Source organism: Kocuria sabuli (assembly GCF_040981185.1).
GTDB lineage: Bacteria > Actinomycetota > Actinomycetes > Actinomycetales > Micrococcaceae > Kocuria > Kocuria sabuli.
Genome location: NZ_JAVHZE010000012.1, coordinates 78,633 through 97,337, shown reverse-complemented (window position 1 = coordinate 97,337; position 18,705 = coordinate 78,633). Strand labels below are relative to the sequence as shown.

Genomic DNA, 18,705 nt, shown 5'->3' with positions numbered 1-18,705 from the left:
ATCCGGGGACGAGGATGGAGGGGTCCCGCCGCACGACCCGGAAGGGGTCTCCCCCGTGACTGCGCCCACCACCACGACCGCCTCCACGACGGCTCCCGCCCGCTGGGTCCTCGGCCCGGCCCGGCTCACGCCCGGCGACCGGGTCGAGGTCTGGGAGCACCGGCGGCTGCGCTGCACCGGCACCGTCAGCCAGGTGGCGCCCCACCTGGGGGTGCTGTGGCTGGAGGAGGACCGCATCGGGACCCTCCGGCTGATCTCCCTGCGGGAGCACCGCCTGCGCCGCTGCCCGCTGCTCCCCGCCGGCTGAGTGCCGGGGCCGCCCGGTTCCCAGGACCGCCCGGACCTCCGAGCCGCCCGGACGACCGGGACCGTCAGAGCACACTCCCCAGGTACCGCTGCGTGACCCGCTCCTGCACCCGCCGGGCGGCCGGGGCCCCGGCCGCGGCCCACCACGCGGCCGGGCGGGAGAAGGCGGTGATGCCCAGCACCACCGTGTCGTCGTCGCGCCGCTCGAGACAGAACAGTTCCTCGCCCCGCTCGGGGTGTCCGTCCAGCGTGCCGTAGGCGAAGCCCTGCCGCCGGGGCTCGTCGAGCACCAGCACGACCTCGCACGCGGCCCCGATCCGCAGGACGCCCCACCCCAGGCGCAGCAGCACCCGGGCGCCCACGGCCGCCCGCTGCGCCGTGGGCCGCACGTCGATCCCCGCGGACCGGTGCATCTCCCAGCCCATCAACCGCTCGGCGGCCGCGTGGAACACCGCGTCCCCGGTGCCGATGGTGCGGGAGCGCACCAGGTGGTCGTAGCCGTCCGGCAGCGCACCGGCGGTCGCACCGACCTCTGGGTAGGTGAGCCGGCGCTGCTCCAGCGGCACGGGCCGCAAGCGCCTCACGCGGGGCACCCGCGGTCCCGGTCGCCCTCCGAGCGCAGGGCGCCGGAGGCCGGGACGCGCTGCCACCGCCCGTGGCGTGCGCCGGCCACGCCGTCCCCCCGCACCACCCCTCCCTGCCGGTCGTCCTCCACCCACGGACCGGCGGGCCGGCCCTGCTCGTCGTCGGCGTGGGGGACGCCGTCGCTCCCGCCCCGTACTGCATCCATGCGTCCAGTCTCTCGGCGCACCGGCGCCCCCACCAACCCCGGCCCCACGTGGTCATGGGCCAGGGCTTCACGGGCGCTCGGGACCGGCCGGCCCGCCGTCTCCTCCCCGGGACCGAGCCGACCGGCGCCCTCCGACGGCCCGCCCCGCCCAAGCGGCCGGGCGTTCCGCCTGCCGGGGGAGGACCAGCGGGGCTACGCCCCGATAGCGTGCCGGGAGAGGCCGGCCGCACCGGCACGGCCGACCGCCACCGCTCCCCGAAGGATCCCGATGATCGACGCCCTGCAGGACTTCACCTCCTCCATGCCGCCGCTGCTCCAGTGGCTGGGGGTGGTCGCGGCCGGGGCCGTTCCGTTCGTCGAGTCCTACTTCGGCTCGGTCATCGGCGTCCTGGCCGGGATCAGCCCGCCCGTGGCCGTCGCGGCCGCCGTCGTCGGCAACGTCGCATCCATGCTGGTGCTCGTCCTGGGCGCGCACCGCATCCGGCGGAGGTTCGCCGGCGACGTCCGGGACGCGTCGCCGAAGCGCCTGAAGCTCCGCAGGGCGTTCGACCGGTACGGGGTGGCCGGCGTCAGCCTGCTCGGCCAGACCATCCTGCCGAGCCAGATCACCGCGACCGCCATGGTCTCCTTCGGCGCACCGCGCAACGCCGTCATCGGCTGGCAGATCGTCTCCATCGTCCTGTGGGGCGCCGCCTTCGGGACGCTGGCGGCCCTCGGCGCGAACGTCCTGAACTCCGGCTGAGGCGCCCCCTCCACCGCACGCGGGGAGCTCACCGGGCCGCGGGACGGCCGCGCCGCAGCAGGGCGACCGCCACTGCCGTGAGCACGGCGCCGGCCAGGGCCAGCACCGGCGAGAGCCACCAGCTGATCTGCAGGAACGGCGGGAGGAAGCCGAGCAGCACGGCGAGCGCCACCACGGGCGCGGCCGGTTCCCGGTCCCCCGGTGGCAGGGCCACAGGACGCCGCTCGGCCCGCACGAGGGGCACGCTGAGCACGGCGAGCACCACGGCGACGACCGCGCCCAGCGGGACCCGCCAGGCCCACCACGCGGCGGAGCCCGGCTGCGGATCGGGCCCGCCGGCCAGGAACCACACGGCCGCCACGGCGACGATCACGGGCAGGTGCCAGAGGTAGACGGTCATGGCGCGCCCGCCCACCGCCCACGCCACCAGACGGGCGGGTCGGGTGCGCATCAGCGCCCCGAGTGCCGGTGCGGCGAGCTGCAGCAGGCACGCCTGCGCCACGCCCAGCAGGACCATGCAGACGGTGGCCGGATTGAGGTTCGTCAGCATGTCCGGGGCGTACCGCCCGGTGGCCACGAGCCCGGCCAGCAGCGCGACGCACAGGCCCCCGCCGGCCAGCAGCTGTGCCGGCCGGCGGCCGGCGAACCAGCCGTCCGCCCGGAGGAAGCCGAGCTGCTGCACGAGCGGCCACACGAGCACGAGGTTGAGCAGCCCGACCCAGGCGGCCCCGGTGCCGATCCGCAGGGCGTCCACCGCCACGACCGCGGCCAGCAGCCCGGCTGCGGTGGTCCCGGGGGCGCGTCCGTGCCAACCGGCCGTGAGCGGCAGCAGCGCCTGGCAGGCGAGGTAGGCGGCCAGGAACCACAGGGGCATGCCCATGCCCTGGACGACGGTGCGCACCAGCTCCGGCGGGGCACCGGCGGCGAGGGCCGCCCCGCAGCCGAGCGCCAGGACGGCCCACAGCACCGCCGCGGGCCGCAGCAGCCGCAGCGCGCGGGCGCGGACCCAGCCGGCGGCGTCCCCGCCGCGGGCGGTGTGCCGGCGCCAGGACAGCACGGAGGCATGTCCGCCCAGCACGAAGAACAGGGGCATGACCTGCAGGATCCAGGTGGCCCACCAGTACCAGGGCTGCTGCGTGGGCACCATGACCGTGGTGGGGCCGCCGGTGCCGGGGTCGGCCGTCACGGTGACCATGAGCAGGTGCACGAGCACGACCACCAGCAGGCACCCGGTGCGCGCGGCGTCGAGCACGAGGTCCCGCTGCGCGGACACGGCGGCCGGGCCGGGCGCCCGGACGGTCCCGGCCACGCCGGCGCCCGGCGGCGGAGCCGGGCCCCGGCGGCCGTCGCGGAACGCCCGGACGGCGCCGACCGGAGCTGCCGGCGCGGCGCCGTCCGCGCCCGGACCTGTCGTCATGGTGGTCTCTCCTCGCGGGACGAGCGGCGGGAACGCCGGTGCTGGGGGAAGCATAGGTCGTGCTCCGGCCGGCGCGGCGGCCGGTGCCCGTCCCCCGGACCCGGTTGCGGATATCCGCAGTCGTAACAGGTGGAGAACGTCGCAGTGCGGGGCGGGTCCGCGACCGTAGCGTGAGGACCATGAGCACACCGCACGAGACCCGGCCCCTGCCGTCCGCACCGTGGAGCGGCGCGGGGAGCCCCCCCGACCCCGGGACGGCCGCCGACGGCGCCGCCCACCGCCCCGCCACCGGGTCCCGGCCCGCCGTCCCCGCCGGCGGCACCGGCTTCCACGAGTGGGGACCGTGGTCCGCCAGGACCCTCTTCTTCGGCAGCACCGACCTGGTGGTCGACGCCGCGCTGGGCACGCTGTGGCTGACCGCCCTCGTCTCCCTCGTCACCGCCGGCCTCGCCTCCCTCGCCGCGGTCGTGGGACTGGTGCTGCTGGTGGCCGCGATCTACGCGGTCCGCGGGATCGAGTGGGTCGAGCGCCGCCGCACGCAGGCGGCGTTCGGGCTGCACCTGCCCACCCCGCACCGGCGCCGCTCGCCCCGCACCGACGGATGGCGGATCCTGCACCAGTGGTGGCTGGACGTCTCCGACGCCGCGTTCTGGACCGGTCTGCTGCACCTCGTCCTGACCACCGTCCTGGGTTGGCTGGCCGTCGGCGCGCTGGCCGGCACCGGGGCCGCCGTGGCCCTGGCCCTCGCGCCGCTGTACGCGGCGCCGAACAACCCGTTCTGGCCCTCCGAGCTGGTCGGGACCTGGCCGGACTGGGCCGTGGTCCTGACCGGGGCTGCCCTGGCCCTCCTCGGGCTGCTCGTCGTGGTCCTCGCCGTGGCCGCCCACCGGGGCCTGTCCCGGCTGCTGCTGCGCGTGGACGAGGAGGCGGAGCTGCGCCGCCGGGCCGCCGAGGCCGCGGCGGCCCGGGAGACCGCGGTCCGCGGGGCCCGGACCGAGCGCTCCCGGATCGAGCGCGACCTGCACGACGGCGTGCAGCCCCAGCTGGTGTCGGTGGCCATGAACCTGTCGATGGCCCAGCGGCGGATCGACCACGACCCCGCCGGTGCCAAGGACCTCATCGGCGAGGCGCACGCCACGACCAAGGCCGCGATCACCGAGCTGCGGCGCCTGGCCCGGGGCTTCCACCCCGCGGTGCTGGAGGACCGGGGGCTCGACGCCGCCCTGTCCGCTGTGGCCGCCCAGTCCCCGGTCCCGGTCGCCGTGGACGTGCGGGTGCCGCGCCTGGCCCCCGAGACCGAGGCGGCCGTGTACTTCGCGGTCTCCGAGGGCCTCGCCAACGTCGTCAAGCACGCCGGGGCGGACGCCGCCTCCGTGTGGGTGGGCCTCGAGACGGACCCCGCCGGCGGCACCCGGGTGGTCGCCCGGATCGCCGACGACGGCCGCGGCGGCGCCGTGGTCGTCCCCGGCGGCGGCCTGTCCGGGATCGCGGACCGGATCCGCTCCGCGGGCGGGCACTTCTTCCTCGACTCGCCCGCGGGCGGGCCGACCGAGCTGACCGTCGAGCTGCCGGTCGCCCGGGGGGCGGGATCCTGATGCGCATCGTCATCGCCGAGGACGCCGTCCTCCTGCGCGCGGGGCTCGTCCGTCTGCTCACCGACGCCGGCCACGACGTGGTCGCCGACGTCGACACCGCGGAGGACCTGCTCAGGGCCGTCGAGCAGCACGAGCCGGACTTCGCCCTCGTGGACGTGCGGCTGCCGCCGACGTTCACGGACGAGGGGATCCGCGCCGCCGTCCTCGTCCGTTCCCAGCACCCGCGGATCGCGGTGCTCGTGCTCTCGCAGTACGTCGAGGAGCGCTACGCCTCCGAGCTGATCGCCTCCCGCCGGGACGGCCTGGGCTACCTGCTCAAGGACCGGGTGGCGGACGTGGAGCAGTTCCTCGAGTCCGTGGAGACGGTGGGGGCCGGCGGCACCGTGCTGGACCCGGAGGTCGTCTCCCAGCTGCTGGTGCGCTCACGGCACCGGCAGGACCTCGAGCTGCTCTCCCCGCGGGAGCACGAGGTGCTCGCGCTCATGGCCCAGGGCCTGTCCAACGCCTCGATCGCCGCGAACCTGTTCCTCACCGAGTCCTCCGTGGAGAAGCACATCCGCTCCGTGTTCACCAAGCTCGGCCTCGCCCACGAGGACGGCGGCAACCGCCGCGTCCGCGCGGTCCTGCGCTACCTCGGCTACCCCGACCCCGGGCCCGGCCACTCCCCGTCCGCCCACCCGTCCCACCAGGAGCACCGGCCATGAGCACCCTTCCCGAGCACCCCGCCCCCGCGCCCCCCGCCGCCCGTGACGTCGTCGGCGAGACCGAGCGCACCGCCTGGCTCGTCCCCACCGCCGTGCTCGGCGGCCTCGGCGCCCTCCTCCTGCTGGGCGCCGGCGGCGCGACTGCGGCCGCGTCCCTGTCCGTCCAGGAGCACCGGGTGGACACCACCGTGACCGAGTCCGTGGACACGGTCGTGGTCGACGGCCGGTCGGCCGTCATCGAGGTCGTGACGGCCGACGTCCCCGACCTGCGGGTGGAGTCCGTGTACGCCGGGTTCCGGCTCGAGAGCGCCCCCGAGCCCCGCGTCGAGGACGGCCGGCTGAGCATCGACGCCCTCCCGTCGGGCTCCTGGCCGGGCGCCGGCAACGGGATGCACGTGCGGATCACCGTCCCGGCCGAGGGCGAACCCGTGGACCTGCGGCTCTCCGGGGACGCCGGCGCCCTGAGCGTCGAGGGCGACTACGGCGACGTCCGGCTCGACACCGAGGCCGGCGTGATCGAGGTGAGCGGCAGCGCACGCACCCTGTGGGCGGCCTCGGAGGTCGGCGCCGTCGAGCTCGACGGGGTCCGGGTGCGCGAGGACCTGGACGTGCACACCGAGGTCGGGTCCACCGAGGTCCGGCTCCTCGGCGAGGCGCCCCGGCGCGTGTCCGTCACGACCCGCGCGGGGGCCATCGAGACCGCGGTCCCGGACGCCGCCTGGTGGACCCCCTCGGTGGCGGGCGCGGACGAGCGCGACCCCGAGGAGCTGACGGCGGCCACGGTCTGCGCCGCCGTCCCCGACGACCGCCCCTGCCTGTACGTCTCCTCGGCCGTGGGGGCGGCGGAGATCACCTACGGCGACCGGTCCTCCGCCCCTGGCCGCGGGTCGGTCGAGCGGTAGACTGGACCCCGTTGTCCGGGTCGGGCGCACCGGGAGGGGGGACGGTGCGCACATCCTCCGAGGACCCCTGTGAACCCCCTGACCGCCTCTTCCCCGGCTGAGCACGCCACCCCGGCCCCCACCGCGGAGCACTCCGCGCCGGCCCAGCACGACACCGGCCGCTGGACGACGCCTTCGTCCGGCGGCCGGTACGCCCGGCTCCTGCAGCTCGCCGGGCGCGACTTCCTGCCGATCGCCTTCGTGGCCCGTCTGCCCCTGGCCATGCTCACCGTCGGGGCGCTCACCCTCGCCACCGACGTCAGCGGCTCCTACGTCGTCGGCGGGCTGGCCGCCGGCGCCGTCGGGGTCGGGTCGGCGCTGGGCGGCCCCCTGATGGGCCACCTCGCCGACCGCGTGGGCCAGCGGGCCGTGCTGCTGGTCTCCGCCCTCGCCCACGCCGTGGCCATCGCGCTGCTGCTGGTCACCGCCTACGCCCCCGGAGGGCCGGGCGCGCCGGCCGTACCGCTGCTCCTCGGCGCGTCCCTGCTCGTGGGCGCCACCTGCCCCCAGGTGGGCCCGCTGGCCCGGGTGCGGTGGCGGGGACTGGTCGGCGGGAACCGGCGCGAGCTGGACACCGCCCTGTCCTACGAGTCCACCGCCGACGAGCTGACCTTCGTGCTCGGCCCGGCCCTCGTGGGCCTCCTGGCCTCCCTGGTCGCCCCCTGGTCCCCCTTCGTCCTCGCGGCGGTCCTGACGCTCACGATGGTCACGTCCTTCGCCGTGCACCCCACGCGCCTGGCGGTCCCGGCCGTCTCGCGCGCGGAACGGCGGCGGGCGGCCGCCCGTCCCGTCACCCGCCGCGAACGGCTCCTCGTGCTGCTCCCCGTCCTGGGGATGGTGGCCATGGGCGCGTTCTTCGGCGCCGTGCAGAACGGCCTCAACGCCTTCGGCGGCGAGTTCGGCATCCAGAGTGCGACCGGCCTGCTCTACGCCGTGCTCGGCATCAGCTCGGCGGCCGCCGCGCTGTCCGTGGCGTGGTGGCCGCAGCGCTTCCGGCCCGCCTCCCGCTGGGTGGTCAGCGCCGGCGCCATGGCCGCCCTGAGCCTGCTGTTCCTGCTGCCGAGCGGGATCGGGCCGATGCTCGTGGTGCTGCTGCTCGCCGGCCTGCCCGTGGGACCCACGATGGTCACGATCTACACCATCGGCGGGGACGTCGCCCGGCCGGAGCGGCTGGGCACGGTCATGACGATGCTCGCGAGCGGCGTGGTCCTCGGCTCCGCCGTGGGCGCGGCGCTGGCCGGTGTCCTGGCCGGGACCGCCGGGCACCGGGGCGCGTTCGCCGCCGCGGTCGGCGCGGCCTGCACCATGGTCCTGCTCAGCGCGGCGCTGGCCCTGCTCCAGCGCCCGGGGCGCTGACCCGACCGGCCGCCCGGGGCACGTCCGGACCGGGCGGCCGGTGCGGCTACACCAGAGGGGACTTGGGCCGGTGCTCCCGGTTGCCGAGGCCCTCGCGGCCGTCGAGGTGGTCCACGAGCTGCCGCAGCGCCTCGAGCGAGCTCACCGTCTCCGACCAGCCGGTCACCTCGCGGATCCGCGTGGTGTCCATGATCGGGACGGCGTCCGCGAGGTCGATCCAGCCGGGATCGGTGGGCTGCAGCCGCAGCCGGTAGGTGATCGCCACGAGCGCCCGGACCAGGGCCGGGGGCACGGGCAGGATCCGCTTGGCGCCGAGCACCTGGGCCACGCCGTCGGGACCGAGCACGGGCTCGGCCGCGATGTTGAACGCCCCGCCCGCCCGGTGCAGGATGACCCGCCAGAACGCGTCGGCGACGTCGTCGGTGTGCAGCGTCTGGAACCGGAACCGCTCCGGGAAGGGCAGCACCGGCAGGCGCAGCCGGGCGATCAGCCCCTTGGGCACGAGGGCGCCGAAGAAGTAGTCCCCGATCTCGGGGGCGGCGGGCGCCTGGAACAGGAAGCCGGGCCGCAGCCGGGTCACGAGGACGTCGGGGTGGGCCTCCTCGAACCGGTTGAGCACCGCCTCCGTCTCGGCCTTCTGCACGTTGTAGTGGGAGGTGTCCACCCCGCCCACGGGCCAGGACTCGTCCACGGCCCGGTCCTTGGGACCGCGGCTGTAGGCGCCGAGGGAGGACGGGTAGACGACGTGGGGCACACCGGCGAGGAGCACGGCGTCGAGCACGTGCACCAGCCCGTCGACGTTCGTCCGGTGCATGAGGGCGAAGTCGCGGTTCGGGCGGATCAGCCACACCAGGTGCACCACCGCGTCCGCCCCGCGCAGGATCTCCGCGAGCCGCCCGGTGGACTCCTTCTCGGCGACGTCCACGGTGTGCCACTCGACACCGTCGTACGGCTCGCCCTCCCGCTCCGGGCCCTCCCGGGAGACTCCCACGATCTGTGTGACCTCGGGGGCGGCGTGCAGCCGCCGGAGCAGCGCGGTGCCCACGTTGCCGGTGGCTCCCAGGACGACGATCTTCACCGCGCTCCTCCTCTCCGCCCGGACCTACTGGTCCTGGACGCGGTTGCTCTGGCCCTGCAGGCGGTCGATGTGCTTGGAGGCCTCGGCCTTGGTGAGGTCCGCGGGCAGCTCCTCCCCGGCCTCGCGGGCCAGCGTGTCCAGGTAGCTGCGCTGCGCGGTGGTCATGGGCTCCTCGCCCGTGGCCCACTCGTCCGGGTCGCGGTCGATCCCGCTGCCCGGCTCGGGGCTGGAGGCGCCGATGGTCTCCTGCTCGTCGGGGTCCGGGGTGCCGTTCGCGTTCTCAGTCATGCGCCCATGATAGTCATATCGCTTATGATTATCGCCCCCGGTCCTCCCGCTCCTGCGGTCCCGGCGCCGGGCGGTCCCGGCCCCGCGGTCCTGCCGCCGCAGCGGTGGAGTCAGTAGTCTGGGGGACCAGCGTCGGCGCCCGGCACCGCAGGCAGGCACCGCACACCAGCACCGCACGGAGGAGAAGCAGATGAGCGAACAGTCCCAGACCGGCGGCAACGGCGCCGCGGGCGCCCGGCTCCAGGACGACAAGCTCGAGGCCTACATGCTCGGGCACTACATGGGCGCCCTGTCCGGGGTGCGGCTCTTCGACGAGGCGGCCCGCACCTGGGCCGGCACGCGCTACGAGGACCGGTTCGCCGAGTTCCACCGCGAGATCCAGGACGACATCGAGCGCCTCGAGGCGATGATCGACCGCCTGGGCTCCGCCCGGCGCAAGGTGGTCAAGGGACTCGGCACCGTCACCGGCGTCGCGTCCCGCCTCAATCCGCTGAGCCGGATCCGGGAGCGGGCCGGGATCGCCGCCCACGGTGAGCTCGAGATGCTGCAGTCCCTGGTGGTGGCCAAGCGCAGCATGTGGGTCACCCTCCTGGAGCTCGTCACGGTGGATCCGCGGCTCGACGCCGAGGAGCTCCGGACGCTCGAGGCCGGCGCCGCCGACCAGTACGACCGCCTGCGGGCGATCGCCGAGGAGACCGCCCGGGACCGGTTCCTCGCCCGGAGCTGAGCCCGTGGTCGAGAGCCGCCGGTCCGTGCCGCGACCCGCGGAGGGCGCCCCTGCCGCCGCGCCCGGGGCCGCCGGCGCGTGGGAGCGGCTGCTGGCGGGCCGCGTCGATCCCGCGGCGCCGGCGGACGCGGAGCTCGTCGAGCGCTACGGGCCGCTCGTGCTGCACGAAGGTCCCCTGGTGATCGCCCAGCTCGGCCAGAGCCTGGACGGCTTCATCGCCTCCCGCACCGGGCACGCCGAGTACGTGACCGGCCCGGAGGACCGCGAGCACCTGCACCGCCTGCGCGCGCTCGTGGACGCGGTGGTCGTGGGGGTCGGGACGGTCGCCGCCGACGACTGCCTGCTGACCGTCCGGGCGGTGCCCGGACCCCACCCCACCCGGGTGCTCCTCGACCCCTCGGCGCGCACCCCGGCCGGGTCGGCCGTGCTCACCGACGGCGCGGCCCCCACCGTCTGGGTCGTGGGCGACGACGCCCCGGTGCCGACGGCGCCCGCCCCGCACGTCGTCGTGCTGCGGATGCCCGCCGCGTCCCGCCGCCTGGCGCCCGGGGACGTCCTGGCGGCGCTCGCCGACCGGGGACTGGAACGGGTCCTCGTGGAGGGCGGCGGGCGCACGGTCTCGAGCTTCCTGGAGGCCCGGGCGCTGCACCGGCTCTACCTCACCACCGCGCCCATGCTCATCGGCGACGGGGTGCCGGGCATCCGCTTCCGCGGCGCGGACCACCTCTCCGGCGCCCTGCGCGCCCCGGTGCGCAGGTTCCAGCTCGGCGACGACGTGTGCACCGAGCTGACCCTCCGCACCTGAGCCCGGTACGCCGACGGGCGGTGCGGGCCAGGATCACCTCTCGAGGCCCTTCCGGACCCCGCTGCCTGTGGACGCGCGGACCTCCTCCGGACGACCGACCGGGAGGAGCTCCTCGCCGGGCGCGGCCGGCGGCGCTCAGCCGCGCCCGGCGAACGGCATCCCGGAGGCGGTGAGCACGAGCGAGTTCACCGTGGCGGACGGGGGGAGCTCGGCCATGAGTAGCACCGCCCGCCCCACCTCCTCGACGGGGAAGCTCGGCTCGGGGCGGAGCGTGCCGTCGGCCTGCAGCGCGCCGCCGTCCGTGCCCAGGCCCGCCAGCAGCTCCGTGGCCGCGTTGCCGATGTCGATCTGGCCGCAGGTGATGCCGTAGGGGCGGCCGTCCAGGTCCAGCGAGCGGGTGAGGCCGGTGACGGCGTGCTTGCTCGCGGTGTAGGCCGCGGACAGCGGACGGGGCGCGTGCGCGGAGATCGAGCCGTTGTTGATGATCCGTCCGCCCCGGGGCCGCTGCTGCTTCATGATCCGGAAGGCCTCCGCCGAGCACCGGAACGTCCCGGTGAGATTGACCTGCAGGGTGCGCTGCCACTCCACGGGGTCGATCTCGTCCACCTCACCGCGGGGCCCGAACGTGCCCGCGTTGTTGAACAGCACGTCGATTCGCCCGGTCAGCCGCTCGATCTCCCGGAAGGCCGAGGACACGCTGTGTGCGTCGGCCACGTCCACCGGCACGATCCGGGCCCCCGGCGCCCCCGCGGCCGTCTCCAGCAGCGCGTCCCGCCGCCGGCCGGCCAGGACGACCACCCATCCGGCGGCCAGGAAGGTGCGCGCCACGGAGCGGCCGATCCCCGAGCCGGCTCCGGTCACCACGAGCACCTTCTCCACCGCGTCCGGGTCCTCGCGCCGGCCCTCTGCCTCGCCCATCCCGTGCTCCCTCGACGTCCTCGCAGCCCTCGGGCTGCTCGCGAAACGGAAGTTCCGTTCTCGGCACCTGCCTGCAAGACCTCGGTAACAGGCGGATGAGACCATTGACTTCGACCGTGTGGTCCACTTCACTGTATACGCGGAAGAATCATTCCACATCATGGAATCACAGAAGGGTTGATGGCGGAGCCGATGCACCTCAGCGAGTTCAACTCCCTCGGCAGGACCCAGGCGGTCGAGGCGGTCCGGCCCGCGCTCGACATCCCGCGCTGGCTGGAGGCGGTGGTCGACGCCCGGCCCTTCTCGCACCGTGATGCACTGCTCGGGACGGCTCGCTCCGCGGCGCAGCCCTTCACGCCCGAGGAGGTCGAGCGCGCCCTCTCGCACCACCCCCGCATCGGCGAGCGCGCCGAGGGATCCCACCGGGAGGCCGGCTTCTCCCGCGCGGAGCAGTCCGCGGTCGACCCCACGGACGCCGACGTCCGGCGGCGCCTGCGCGAGGGGAACCTCGCCTACGAGGAGAAGTTCGGCCGGGTGTTCCTCATCCGCGCCGCGGGGCGCACCCCCGAGGAGATCCTCGAGCACCTCTCCGCCCGGATGGCCAACGATCCCGGGACGGAACGTGCCGTGGTCGCCGACCAGCTGCGCCAGATCGCGCTCCTCCGACTCGAAGGACTCGTCACCCCATGAGCCACGTCACCGCCCACGTCCTCGACTCCGTCACCGGCACCCCCGCCCGCGGGGTCGCCGTGGCCCTCGAGGCGCCCGACGGGACCTCGATCGCGACCGCCGAGACCGATCCCGACGGCCGCGTGGCAGCACTGGGCCCGGAGACCCTGGAGTCCGGCGACTACCGGATCACCTTCGCGACGGGCGAGTACTTCGCCGCCAGGAACCAGCCGACGTTCTACCCGTCCGTGACGGTGCACTTCACGGTGCAGGCCGAGGAGAGGCACTACCACGTGCCGCTCCTGCTGAGCCCGTTCGCCTTCTCCACCTACCGGGGCAGCTGACCCAGGAGTCGGCGGTCCCGCCCGTTCCGCCAGCAGATCCCACCTTCCCGAGGAGCTCTCGTCATGACCGACGTCGTCAACCGCACGAGCACGGACACCGTCGTCCTGGGCGCCAACCAGTACGGCAAGGCCGAGAACCACGTCGTGCGCATCGACCGCGACACCGACCGCCACGAGATCCGGGACCTCGTGGTCACCTCACAGCTGCGCGGCGACCTCGACGCCGTGCACACGCAGGGCGACAACAGCCGCTGCGTGCCGACCGACACGCAGAAGAACACCGTCTTCGCCTTCGTGCAGCAGTACGGGATCGACTCCCCCGAGGCGCTGCTGCTCCAGCTCGCCGACCACTTCACCGGCGAGTTCGAGTGGATCACCGGGGGCCGCTGGGCCGCCCAGGAGCACGCCTGGAGCCGGATCGGCGACCACGACCACTGCTTCGTGCGGAACAAGGACGAGGTGCGCACCGCGGTGGTCGTGGCCGAGGGCGGGTCGCGGAGCGTCATCTCCGGGTTCCAGGACCTGACGGTCCTGAAGTCCACCGGGTCCGGGTTCACGGGCTACCCCAAGGACCGGTACACCACGCTCCCGGAGACCGAGGACCGGATCATGTCCACGGACGTGGCCACCCGCTGGCGGTACAGCAGCACGGACGTGGACTTCGACGCCGTCTACGCGGACGTCAAGGAGATCATCCTCACCAGGTTCACCGACCACTACTCGCGGGCGCTGCAGGAGACCCTCTACCTCATGGGCAAGGCCGTCATCGAGGCCCACCCGGAGATCGACGAGATCAAGTTCTCCTGCCCCAACAAGCACCACTTCGTCTACGACCTCGGCTTCTGCGACCTCCCGAACGACAACGAGACCCACTACGCGGCGGACCGTCCCTTCGGGCTCATCGAGGCGACGATCCAGCGCAAGGGTGCGCCCGAGAACGAGCACGCCTGGGCGGGCATCGCCGGCTTCTGCTGATGGGCGCCGGGGACGGCCTCCGAGGGCGGACGGGCACAGCCGGCGGGACTCCCCGCCGCTCAGAGCGGGGCGGGGACGAGTTCGGAGGCGATCGCCTCCGCGGTCCTGCACAGGAGGGGAACGGCCCGGCGCCGGAACTCCTCGTCCATCCGGGACACGGGCCCGGAGACGGAGACGGCCGTGGGGGTCGGTGCACCGGGCACGGCCACCGCGTAGCAGCGGACGCCGAGCTCGGTCTCCTCGTCGTCGATCGCGTAGCCGCGCTCCCGGATCCGGCCGAGGTCCTCGAAGAGCCCCTCGAGGCTCCCGATGCTCTTCGGCGTGGGCGTGGACAGGCCCGCGGTGCCCACGATGGCGCGGACCCGCTCGTCCGGCAGCGTCGCGAGCATCGCCTTGCCCACCCCGGTGTCGTGGGTGTCGGCCCGGCGGCCCACCTCCGTGAACATGCGCATCGACCGGCTGGACTGTGCCTGGGCGATGTAGACGACCTCCCGGCCGTCGAGCACGGCCATGTTCGCCGACTCGCCGAGCTCGTGCACCAGCTCGTCCAGCCGGGTGCGGGCGGCGGAGCCGAACTGACGCCCGGCGGCCTCGCCCAGCAGGATCAGCCGCGGGCCGAGCGCGTAGTTGCGGCTGGGCAGCTGGCGGACGTAGCCGGAGGGCACCAGGGTGCGCAGCAGCCGGTGGATGGTGGGCAGCGGCAGCTGCACGGCGGCGGAGAGCTCGCTGAGCGACATCTCGCCGCCGGCCGCGGTGATCGCCTCGAGCAACCGGAACACCCGCTCCACCGACTGCACACCGCCCGCTCCCGGTCGTGTGGTCATGGTCTCCCGCTCGTCCGTTCGTCGACGTTCCTGCCGCGGCGCACCGTTCGCCCGCCGACCGGCCGACGCGCCGTGCCACCGGCCACCGGAATGCCTTGCCTTCCTCCCCAGTGTCCCATAATGTCCATAATACGAAATTTTCATTCCATGATATGGATGAAATGTTCGTCCCAGACTTCCCGGTGGATCCGGGGTGACGTCCCGTCCCAGGAATTCGACGACCCCGAACGTGCAGGGCAGGCGGCCGGAGGACGTGCGGACCCGCACACCCGGTGCGGGTGCCGCCGCGAAGGCCACCGCCGACGCCGCACACGCCCGGTCCCCGACCCGCACCCGTCCGTCCACGGACCCACGAGCCACCAGGAGGCACTCCCATGACCCCCACGAGCACCGTCGAGCACACCGTCCCGGAGGGCCTCGACCGCGCCGGCGAGATCCTCACCGACGACGCCCTCCAGTTCGTCGCCGAGCTGCACCGCCGCTTCGCCCCCCGCCGGGCCGAGCTGCTCGGCCTGCGCGAGGAGCACCGGCGCCGGGCCGCGTCCACCGGCTCCCTCGACTTCCTCCCCGAGACGCGGGAGATCCGGGAGAGCGAGTGGACGGTCGCCCCGGCCCCGCCCGCGCTGCAGGACCGCCGCGTCGAGATGACCGGGCCGGCCTCGCCGGCCAAGATGGCGATCAACGCGCTGAACTCCGGGGCGAAGGTCTGGCTGGCCGACCTCGAGGACGCCTCGAGCCCCACCTGGCACAACCAGGTGGACGGCGTCCTCAACCTGCGCGACGCCGCGCGCGGCACCCTGGGCTTCACCTCCCCGGAGGGCAAGCAGTACGCGCTGCGCCAGGACGCCCCGCTGGCCGTGGTGGTCACCCGGCCCCGCGGCTGGCACCTGCCCGAGCACAACGTCACCGTGGACGGGCAGACCGCCTCGGCCGCCCTCGTCGACTTCGGCCTGCACTTCTTCCACACCGCGGGTCTGCTGCTCGCCAACGGCCACGGCCCCTACTACTACCTGCCGAAGCTGGAGTCCCACCTCGAGGCGCGGCTGTGGAACGACGTGTTCACCTTCGCCGAGGAGCACCTGGGCATCGAGCACGGCACCGTCCGGGCGACCGTGCTCATCGAGACGATCCCCGCGGCGTTCCAGATGGAGGAGATCCTCTACGAGCTGCGCGAGCACGCCTCCGGGCTCAACGCCGGGCGCTGGGACTACCTGTTCAGCATCATCAAGTACTTCCGGGACGCCGGGGAGCGGTTCGTGCTGGCGGACCGCTCCACCATCACCATGACCGCCCCGCTGATGCGCGCCTACACCGAGCTGCTCGTGCAGACCTGCCACCGCCGCGGGGCCTTCGCGATGGGCGGCATGGCCGCCGTGATCCCGAACCGCCGGGACCCGGAGGCCACCGAGGCGGCGTTCGCCAAGGTGCGCGCGGACAAGACCCGGGAGGCCGAGGACGGCTTCGACGGCTCGTGGGTGGCCCACCCGGACCTGGTGCCCACCTGCCGCGAGGTCTTCGACGGCGTGCTGGGCGAGAAGCCCAACCAGGTCGACCGGCTGCGCGAGGACGTGCAGGTGAGCGCCGAGCAGCTGCTCGACGTCCCCAGCGCCGGCCGGGTGAGCACCCAGCAGGAGCTCGCGGCCAACCTCTACGTGGCGATCCGCTACACCGCCGTGTGGCTGTCCGGCAACGGCGCCGTGGCGATCCACAACCTCATGGAGGACGCCGCGACCGCCGAGATCTCCCGCTCGCAGATCTGGCAGCAGATCCGCAACGGCGTGGTCTACGAGGACACCGGCAACACCGCGACCCGCGAGCTCGTCGCACAGGAGCTCCAGCGGCAGCGGGAGGTGCTGCGGGACGAGGTCGGCCAGGAGTCCTACGACGAGCACTTCGCGCCCGCCGCCGACCTCATCGCCGACCTCGCCCTCGAGGAGGAGTACGTCGACTTCCTCACCCTGCCCGCCTACGACCTCCTCGAGGGCCGGTGAGCGGCCCGCCCACGAGCCTGCCCGCCGCGTTCGGCCGGCGCGCCGAGCGGCTGCTGGAGGACACCGACGCGGCCCTGGAGCGCTGCTTCCCGGGCGACGACGGATCGCGGCAGCCCCTGCACACCTGCTACGTCCCCGCCGACCTCGTCACCCCGGCCACCGCCCGCGAGTGGGGCGAGGCGGCGCTGACCGCCGCGGAGCAGGCCGGAGGGCTCTCCGCCCTGGCCGAGCTGGCCGGGGTGGAGGGGCCGCTGCGCGGAGAGGTCGTGTCCCGCACGGAGCGCAAGCTGCGCGAGGAGCCGGTCGAGGACCTGCGCCTGGACCTCGAGGACGGCTACGGCGATCGCCCCGGCGCCGAGGAGGACCGGGACGCCGTCGGCGCCGCGCGCACCGTCGCCGCGATGGCCCTGGCCCGGCACCGCGCGGACTCCTCCACGCCGGCGTTCGCGGGCATCCGCTTCAAGTGCCTCGAGGCCGCGACCCGGGACCGGGGCCTGCGCACGCTGGACCTGTTCGTGAGCACCCTCGTGCGCGAGGGCGGTCTCGCGCAGTCGGGGGTGGCCGAGGACGGGCTGCCGCCGGGCCTGGTCCTGACCCTCCCGAAGGTCTCGACGGTGGCGCAGGTCGAGGTGATGGTCGAGGCGTGCCGCGCGCTGGAGGACGGTCTGGGACTGCCCGAGGGGCGGCTGCGCTTCGAGATCCAGGTGGAGACGGCCCCGATGGTCCTGGGGCTCGACGGCACGTGCCCGATCCCGGCGATGCTGCGCACGGCCGGTGGCCGGGTCACGGCCCTGCACTACGGCACCTACGACTACTCCGCGTCGCTCGGTGTGGCCGCGGAGTTCCAGTCGCTGGAGCACCCGGTGGCCGACCACGCGAAGCAGGTCATGCAGGTCGCGGTGGCCGGCACCGGCGTGCGGCTGTCCGACGGGTCCACCAACCGGCTGCCCGTGGGGGACCCGGCCCAGCGGCGCGAGGCCTGGGCCCTGCACGCGCGCCTGGTCCGCCGCTCCCTGGAGCGGGCCCTGTACCAGGGCTGGGACCTGCACGCGCACCAGCTGCCGACCCGGTTCCTCGCGAACTACGCCTTCTACCGGCGCTCGTTCGACGCGGCCGCGCACCGGTTGCAGGCGTACCGCAACCGGTCCGTGCCGGGCATCGAGGCCGCCGACGTCGCCGACGAGCCGGCGACCGCCCGCGCCCTGGCCCGTTTCGTGCACCGCGGTGTGCTGTGCGGCGCGATCGGCGAGGACGAGCTGGAGGCCGCGGCGGGTCTCGGCGAGCAGCAGCTGGCCGCCCTCGCCCACCCCGGGCACCCTGGGCGCACCCCGACCCCTGGAGGCACCTGAGATGACCGACCCCACCTACTACGCCCCGCACGGAGGCCACCCCGACCAGACCCGGCTGCTCACGGACCGGGCCATGTTCACGGAGGCCTACGCGGTGATCCCGCGCGGGACCATGCGGGACATCGTGACCAGCCGGCTCCCCTTCTGGGACGGCACCCGGGTCTGGGTGCTCGCCCGGCCCCTGTCCGGCTTCGCGGAGACCTTCTCGCAGTACATCGTGGAGGTGGCCCCCGGAGGCGGCAGCGACCGGCCCGAGACGGAGTCCGGCGTGGAGAGCGTGCTGTTCCTCATGGAGGGGTCCCTCACCCTCACCGTCGAGGACGAGGAGCACGAGCTCGCCCCCGGCGGCTACGCGTTCCTCCCGCCGGAGTGCGAGTGGACCGTGCGCAGCACCGGCGACGAGCCCGCCCGTCTCCACTGGATCCGCAAGGCCTACGAGTACGTCCAGGGCATCGAGGTCCCGGAGCCGTTCGTCACCAACGAGCAGGAGGTCGCCCCGACCCCCATGCCGGGGACCGACGGCAAGTGGGCGACCACGCGCTTCGTGGACCCGGACGACGTCCGGTACGACATGCACGTGACGGTCGTGACCTTCGAGCCGGGCGCGGTGATCCCCTTCGCCGAGACCCACGTGATGGAGCATGGCCTGTACGTCCTCGAGGGCAAGGCCGTCTACCGTCTCAACCAGGACTGGGTCGAGGTCGAGGCCGGCGACTTCATGTGGTTGCGGGCCTTCTGTCCCCAGGCCTGCTACGCGGGCGGTCCGGGCCGGTTCCGGTACCTGCTCTACAAGGACGTCAACCGGCAGATGAAGCTGCGTTGACCCCCTGGGCCGGTCGCGGCGGGGACACCCCGTCGCGACCGCCCCGCTCGACCGATCCGCCGG

Annotated in this window: 21 protein-coding genes; 14 read left to right on the top strand and 7 right to left on the bottom strand. The window is 74.6% G+C overall.

The genetic code is table 11. The annotated features are described in order from the left end of the window. Nucleotides 1-55 precede the first annotated feature (55 nt). On the top strand, nt 56-307 hold the full coding sequence (locus RE027_RS12595; RefSeq protein WP_368808616.1) for a hypothetical protein: 252 nt from the start codon (nt 56-58) through the stop codon (nt 305-307). 64 nt (nt 308-371) lie between these two features. Here RE027_RS12595 and RE027_RS12590 read toward each other — a convergent pair whose 3' ends face one another. Next, nucleotides 372-872 (bottom strand): DUF1990 domain-containing protein, encoded by a 501-nt coding sequence (locus RE027_RS12590; RefSeq protein WP_368808615.1) that lies wholly within the window; start codon nt 870-872, stop codon nt 372-374. Nucleotides 873-886: 14 nt separating this feature from the next. After that, nucleotides 887-1,096 (bottom strand): hypothetical protein, encoded by a 210-nt coding sequence (locus RE027_RS12585; RefSeq protein ID WP_368808614.1) that lies wholly within the window; start codon nt 1,094-1,096, stop codon nt 887-889. A gap of 268 nt (nt 1,097-1,364) precedes the next feature. On the opposite strand from RE027_RS12585, the gene RE027_RS12580 reads away from it, so the two are divergent. Next, entirely contained in the window at nt 1,365-1,838 is a 474-nt protein-coding gene (locus RE027_RS12580) for a hypothetical protein (RefSeq protein ID WP_368808613.1), read from the top strand. A 28-nt stretch (nt 1,839-1,866) separates the two neighbouring features. Here RE027_RS12580 and RE027_RS12575 read toward each other — a convergent pair whose 3' ends face one another. Further along, nucleotides 1,867-3,255: an acyltransferase family protein gene (locus RE027_RS12575; protein WP_368808612.1), complete on the bottom strand. Its 1,389-nt coding sequence runs from the start codon at nt 3,253-3,255 to the stop codon at nt 1,867-1,869. Between the two features lie 179 nt (nt 3,256-3,434). Between RE027_RS12575 and RE027_RS12570 the strand changes: the two genes are divergently transcribed. The 4 genes from RE027_RS12570 (at nt 3,435) to RE027_RS12555 (ending at nt 7,851) form a co-directional block, all read left to right on the top strand. Next, the gene (locus RE027_RS12570) at nt 3,435-4,850 is read left to right on the top strand and encodes a sensor histidine kinase (protein WP_368808611.1); all 1,416 of its coding nucleotides are present in this window, start codon (nt 3,435-3,437) and stop codon (nt 4,848-4,850) included. Further along, nucleotides 4,850-5,554: a response regulator transcription factor gene (locus RE027_RS12565; protein WP_368808610.1), complete on the top strand. Its 705-nt coding sequence runs from the start codon at nt 4,850-4,852 to the stop codon at nt 5,552-5,554. The genes RE027_RS12570 and RE027_RS12565 overlap by 1 nt, the downstream gene beginning before the upstream one ends. Next, complete coding sequence (locus RE027_RS12560; RefSeq protein ID WP_368808609.1) at nt 5,551-6,456, top strand: hypothetical protein; 906 nt, start codon at nt 5,551-5,553, stop codon at nt 6,454-6,456. The genes RE027_RS12565 and RE027_RS12560 overlap by 4 nt, the downstream gene beginning before the upstream one ends. A 69-nt stretch (nt 6,457-6,525) precedes the next feature. After that, a complete protein-coding gene (locus RE027_RS12555) occupies nt 6,526-7,851 on the top strand; it encodes an MFS transporter (RefSeq protein WP_368808608.1) in 1,326 nt (441 codons plus the stop codon). Between the two features lie 46 nt (nt 7,852-7,897). On the opposite strand, the gene RE027_RS12550 is transcribed toward RE027_RS12555, so the two are convergent. Further along, nucleotides 7,898-8,929, bottom strand: coding sequence for an NAD-dependent epimerase/dehydratase family protein (locus RE027_RS12550; RefSeq protein ID WP_368808607.1), 1,032 nt, complete (start codon nt 8,927-8,929; stop codon nt 7,898-7,900). A 24-nt stretch (nt 8,930-8,953) separates the two neighbouring features. Next, entirely contained in the window at nt 8,954-9,217 is a 264-nt protein-coding gene (locus RE027_RS12545) for a DUF3072 domain-containing protein (protein WP_368808606.1), read from the bottom strand. 190 nt (nt 9,218-9,407) lie between these two features. Here RE027_RS12545 and RE027_RS12540 point away from each other — a divergent pair, with 190 nt between their 5' ends. Continuing rightward, entirely contained in the window at nt 9,408-9,944 is a 537-nt protein-coding gene (locus RE027_RS12540; RefSeq protein ID WP_368808605.1) for a hypothetical protein, read from the top strand. A 4-nt stretch (nt 9,945-9,948) separates the two neighbouring features. Next, a complete protein-coding gene (locus tag RE027_RS12535; RefSeq protein ID WP_368808604.1) occupies nt 9,949-10,749 on the top strand; it encodes a RibD family protein in 801 nt (266 codons plus the stop codon). A gap of 135 nt (nt 10,750-10,884) precedes the next feature. Here the strand turns inward: RE027_RS12535 and RE027_RS12530 are convergent, their stop codons facing one another. Next, nucleotides 10,885-11,667 carry an SDR family oxidoreductase gene (locus RE027_RS12530; protein WP_368808603.1) on the bottom strand — a complete coding sequence of 261 codons (783 nt, stop codon included), beginning with the start codon at nt 11,665-11,667 and terminating at the stop codon, nt 10,885-10,887. Nucleotides 11,668-11,859: 192 nt separating this feature from the next. On the opposite strand from RE027_RS12530, the gene uraD reads away from it, so the two are divergent. From uraD to pucL, 3 genes are all read left to right on the top strand, one after another. Beyond that, the gene (gene uraD / locus RE027_RS12525) at nt 11,860-12,357 is read left to right on the top strand and encodes a 2-oxo-4-hydroxy-4-carboxy-5-ureidoimidazoline decarboxylase (RefSeq protein ID WP_368808632.1); all 498 of its coding nucleotides are present in this window, start codon (nt 11,860-11,862) and stop codon (nt 12,355-12,357) included. Beyond that, entirely contained in the window at nt 12,354-12,680 is a 327-nt protein-coding gene (gene uraH, locus RE027_RS12520; protein ID WP_368808602.1) for a hydroxyisourate hydrolase, read from the top strand. The genes uraD and uraH overlap by 4 nt, the downstream gene beginning before the upstream one ends. Before the next feature lie 63 nt (nt 12,681-12,743). Further along, nucleotides 12,744-13,655, top strand: coding sequence for a factor-independent urate hydroxylase (gene pucL, locus RE027_RS12515; RefSeq protein ID WP_368808601.1), 912 nt, complete (start codon nt 12,744-12,746; stop codon nt 13,653-13,655). Between the two features lie 59 nt (nt 13,656-13,714). On the opposite strand, the gene RE027_RS12510 is transcribed toward pucL, so the two are convergent. Continuing rightward, a complete protein-coding gene (locus tag RE027_RS12510) occupies nt 13,715-14,479 on the bottom strand; it encodes an IclR family transcriptional regulator (RefSeq protein ID WP_368808600.1) in 765 nt (254 codons plus the stop codon). Nucleotides 14,480-14,853: 374 nt separating this feature from the next. Between RE027_RS12510 and aceB the strand changes: the two genes are divergently transcribed. Genes aceB through RE027_RS12495 form a run of 3 tightly spaced genes read left to right on the top strand, consistent with a single transcriptional unit; the run spans nt 14,854 to nt 18,642 of the window. Further along, entirely contained in the window at nt 14,854-16,470 is a 1,617-nt protein-coding gene (gene aceB, locus RE027_RS12505; RefSeq protein ID WP_368808599.1) for a malate synthase A, read from the top strand. Further along, nucleotides 16,467-17,819, top strand: coding sequence for a DUF6986 family protein (locus RE027_RS12500; RefSeq protein WP_368808598.1), 1,353 nt, complete (start codon nt 16,467-16,469; stop codon nt 17,817-17,819). The genes aceB and RE027_RS12500 overlap by 4 nt, the downstream gene beginning before the upstream one ends. 1 nt (nt 17,820) lies before the next feature. Continuing rightward, nucleotides 17,821-18,642: a bifunctional allantoicase/(S)-ureidoglycine aminohydrolase gene (locus tag RE027_RS12495; RefSeq protein ID WP_368808597.1), complete on the top strand. Its 822-nt coding sequence runs from the start codon at nt 17,821-17,823 to the stop codon at nt 18,640-18,642. Nucleotides 18,643-18,705 lie beyond the last annotated feature (63 nt).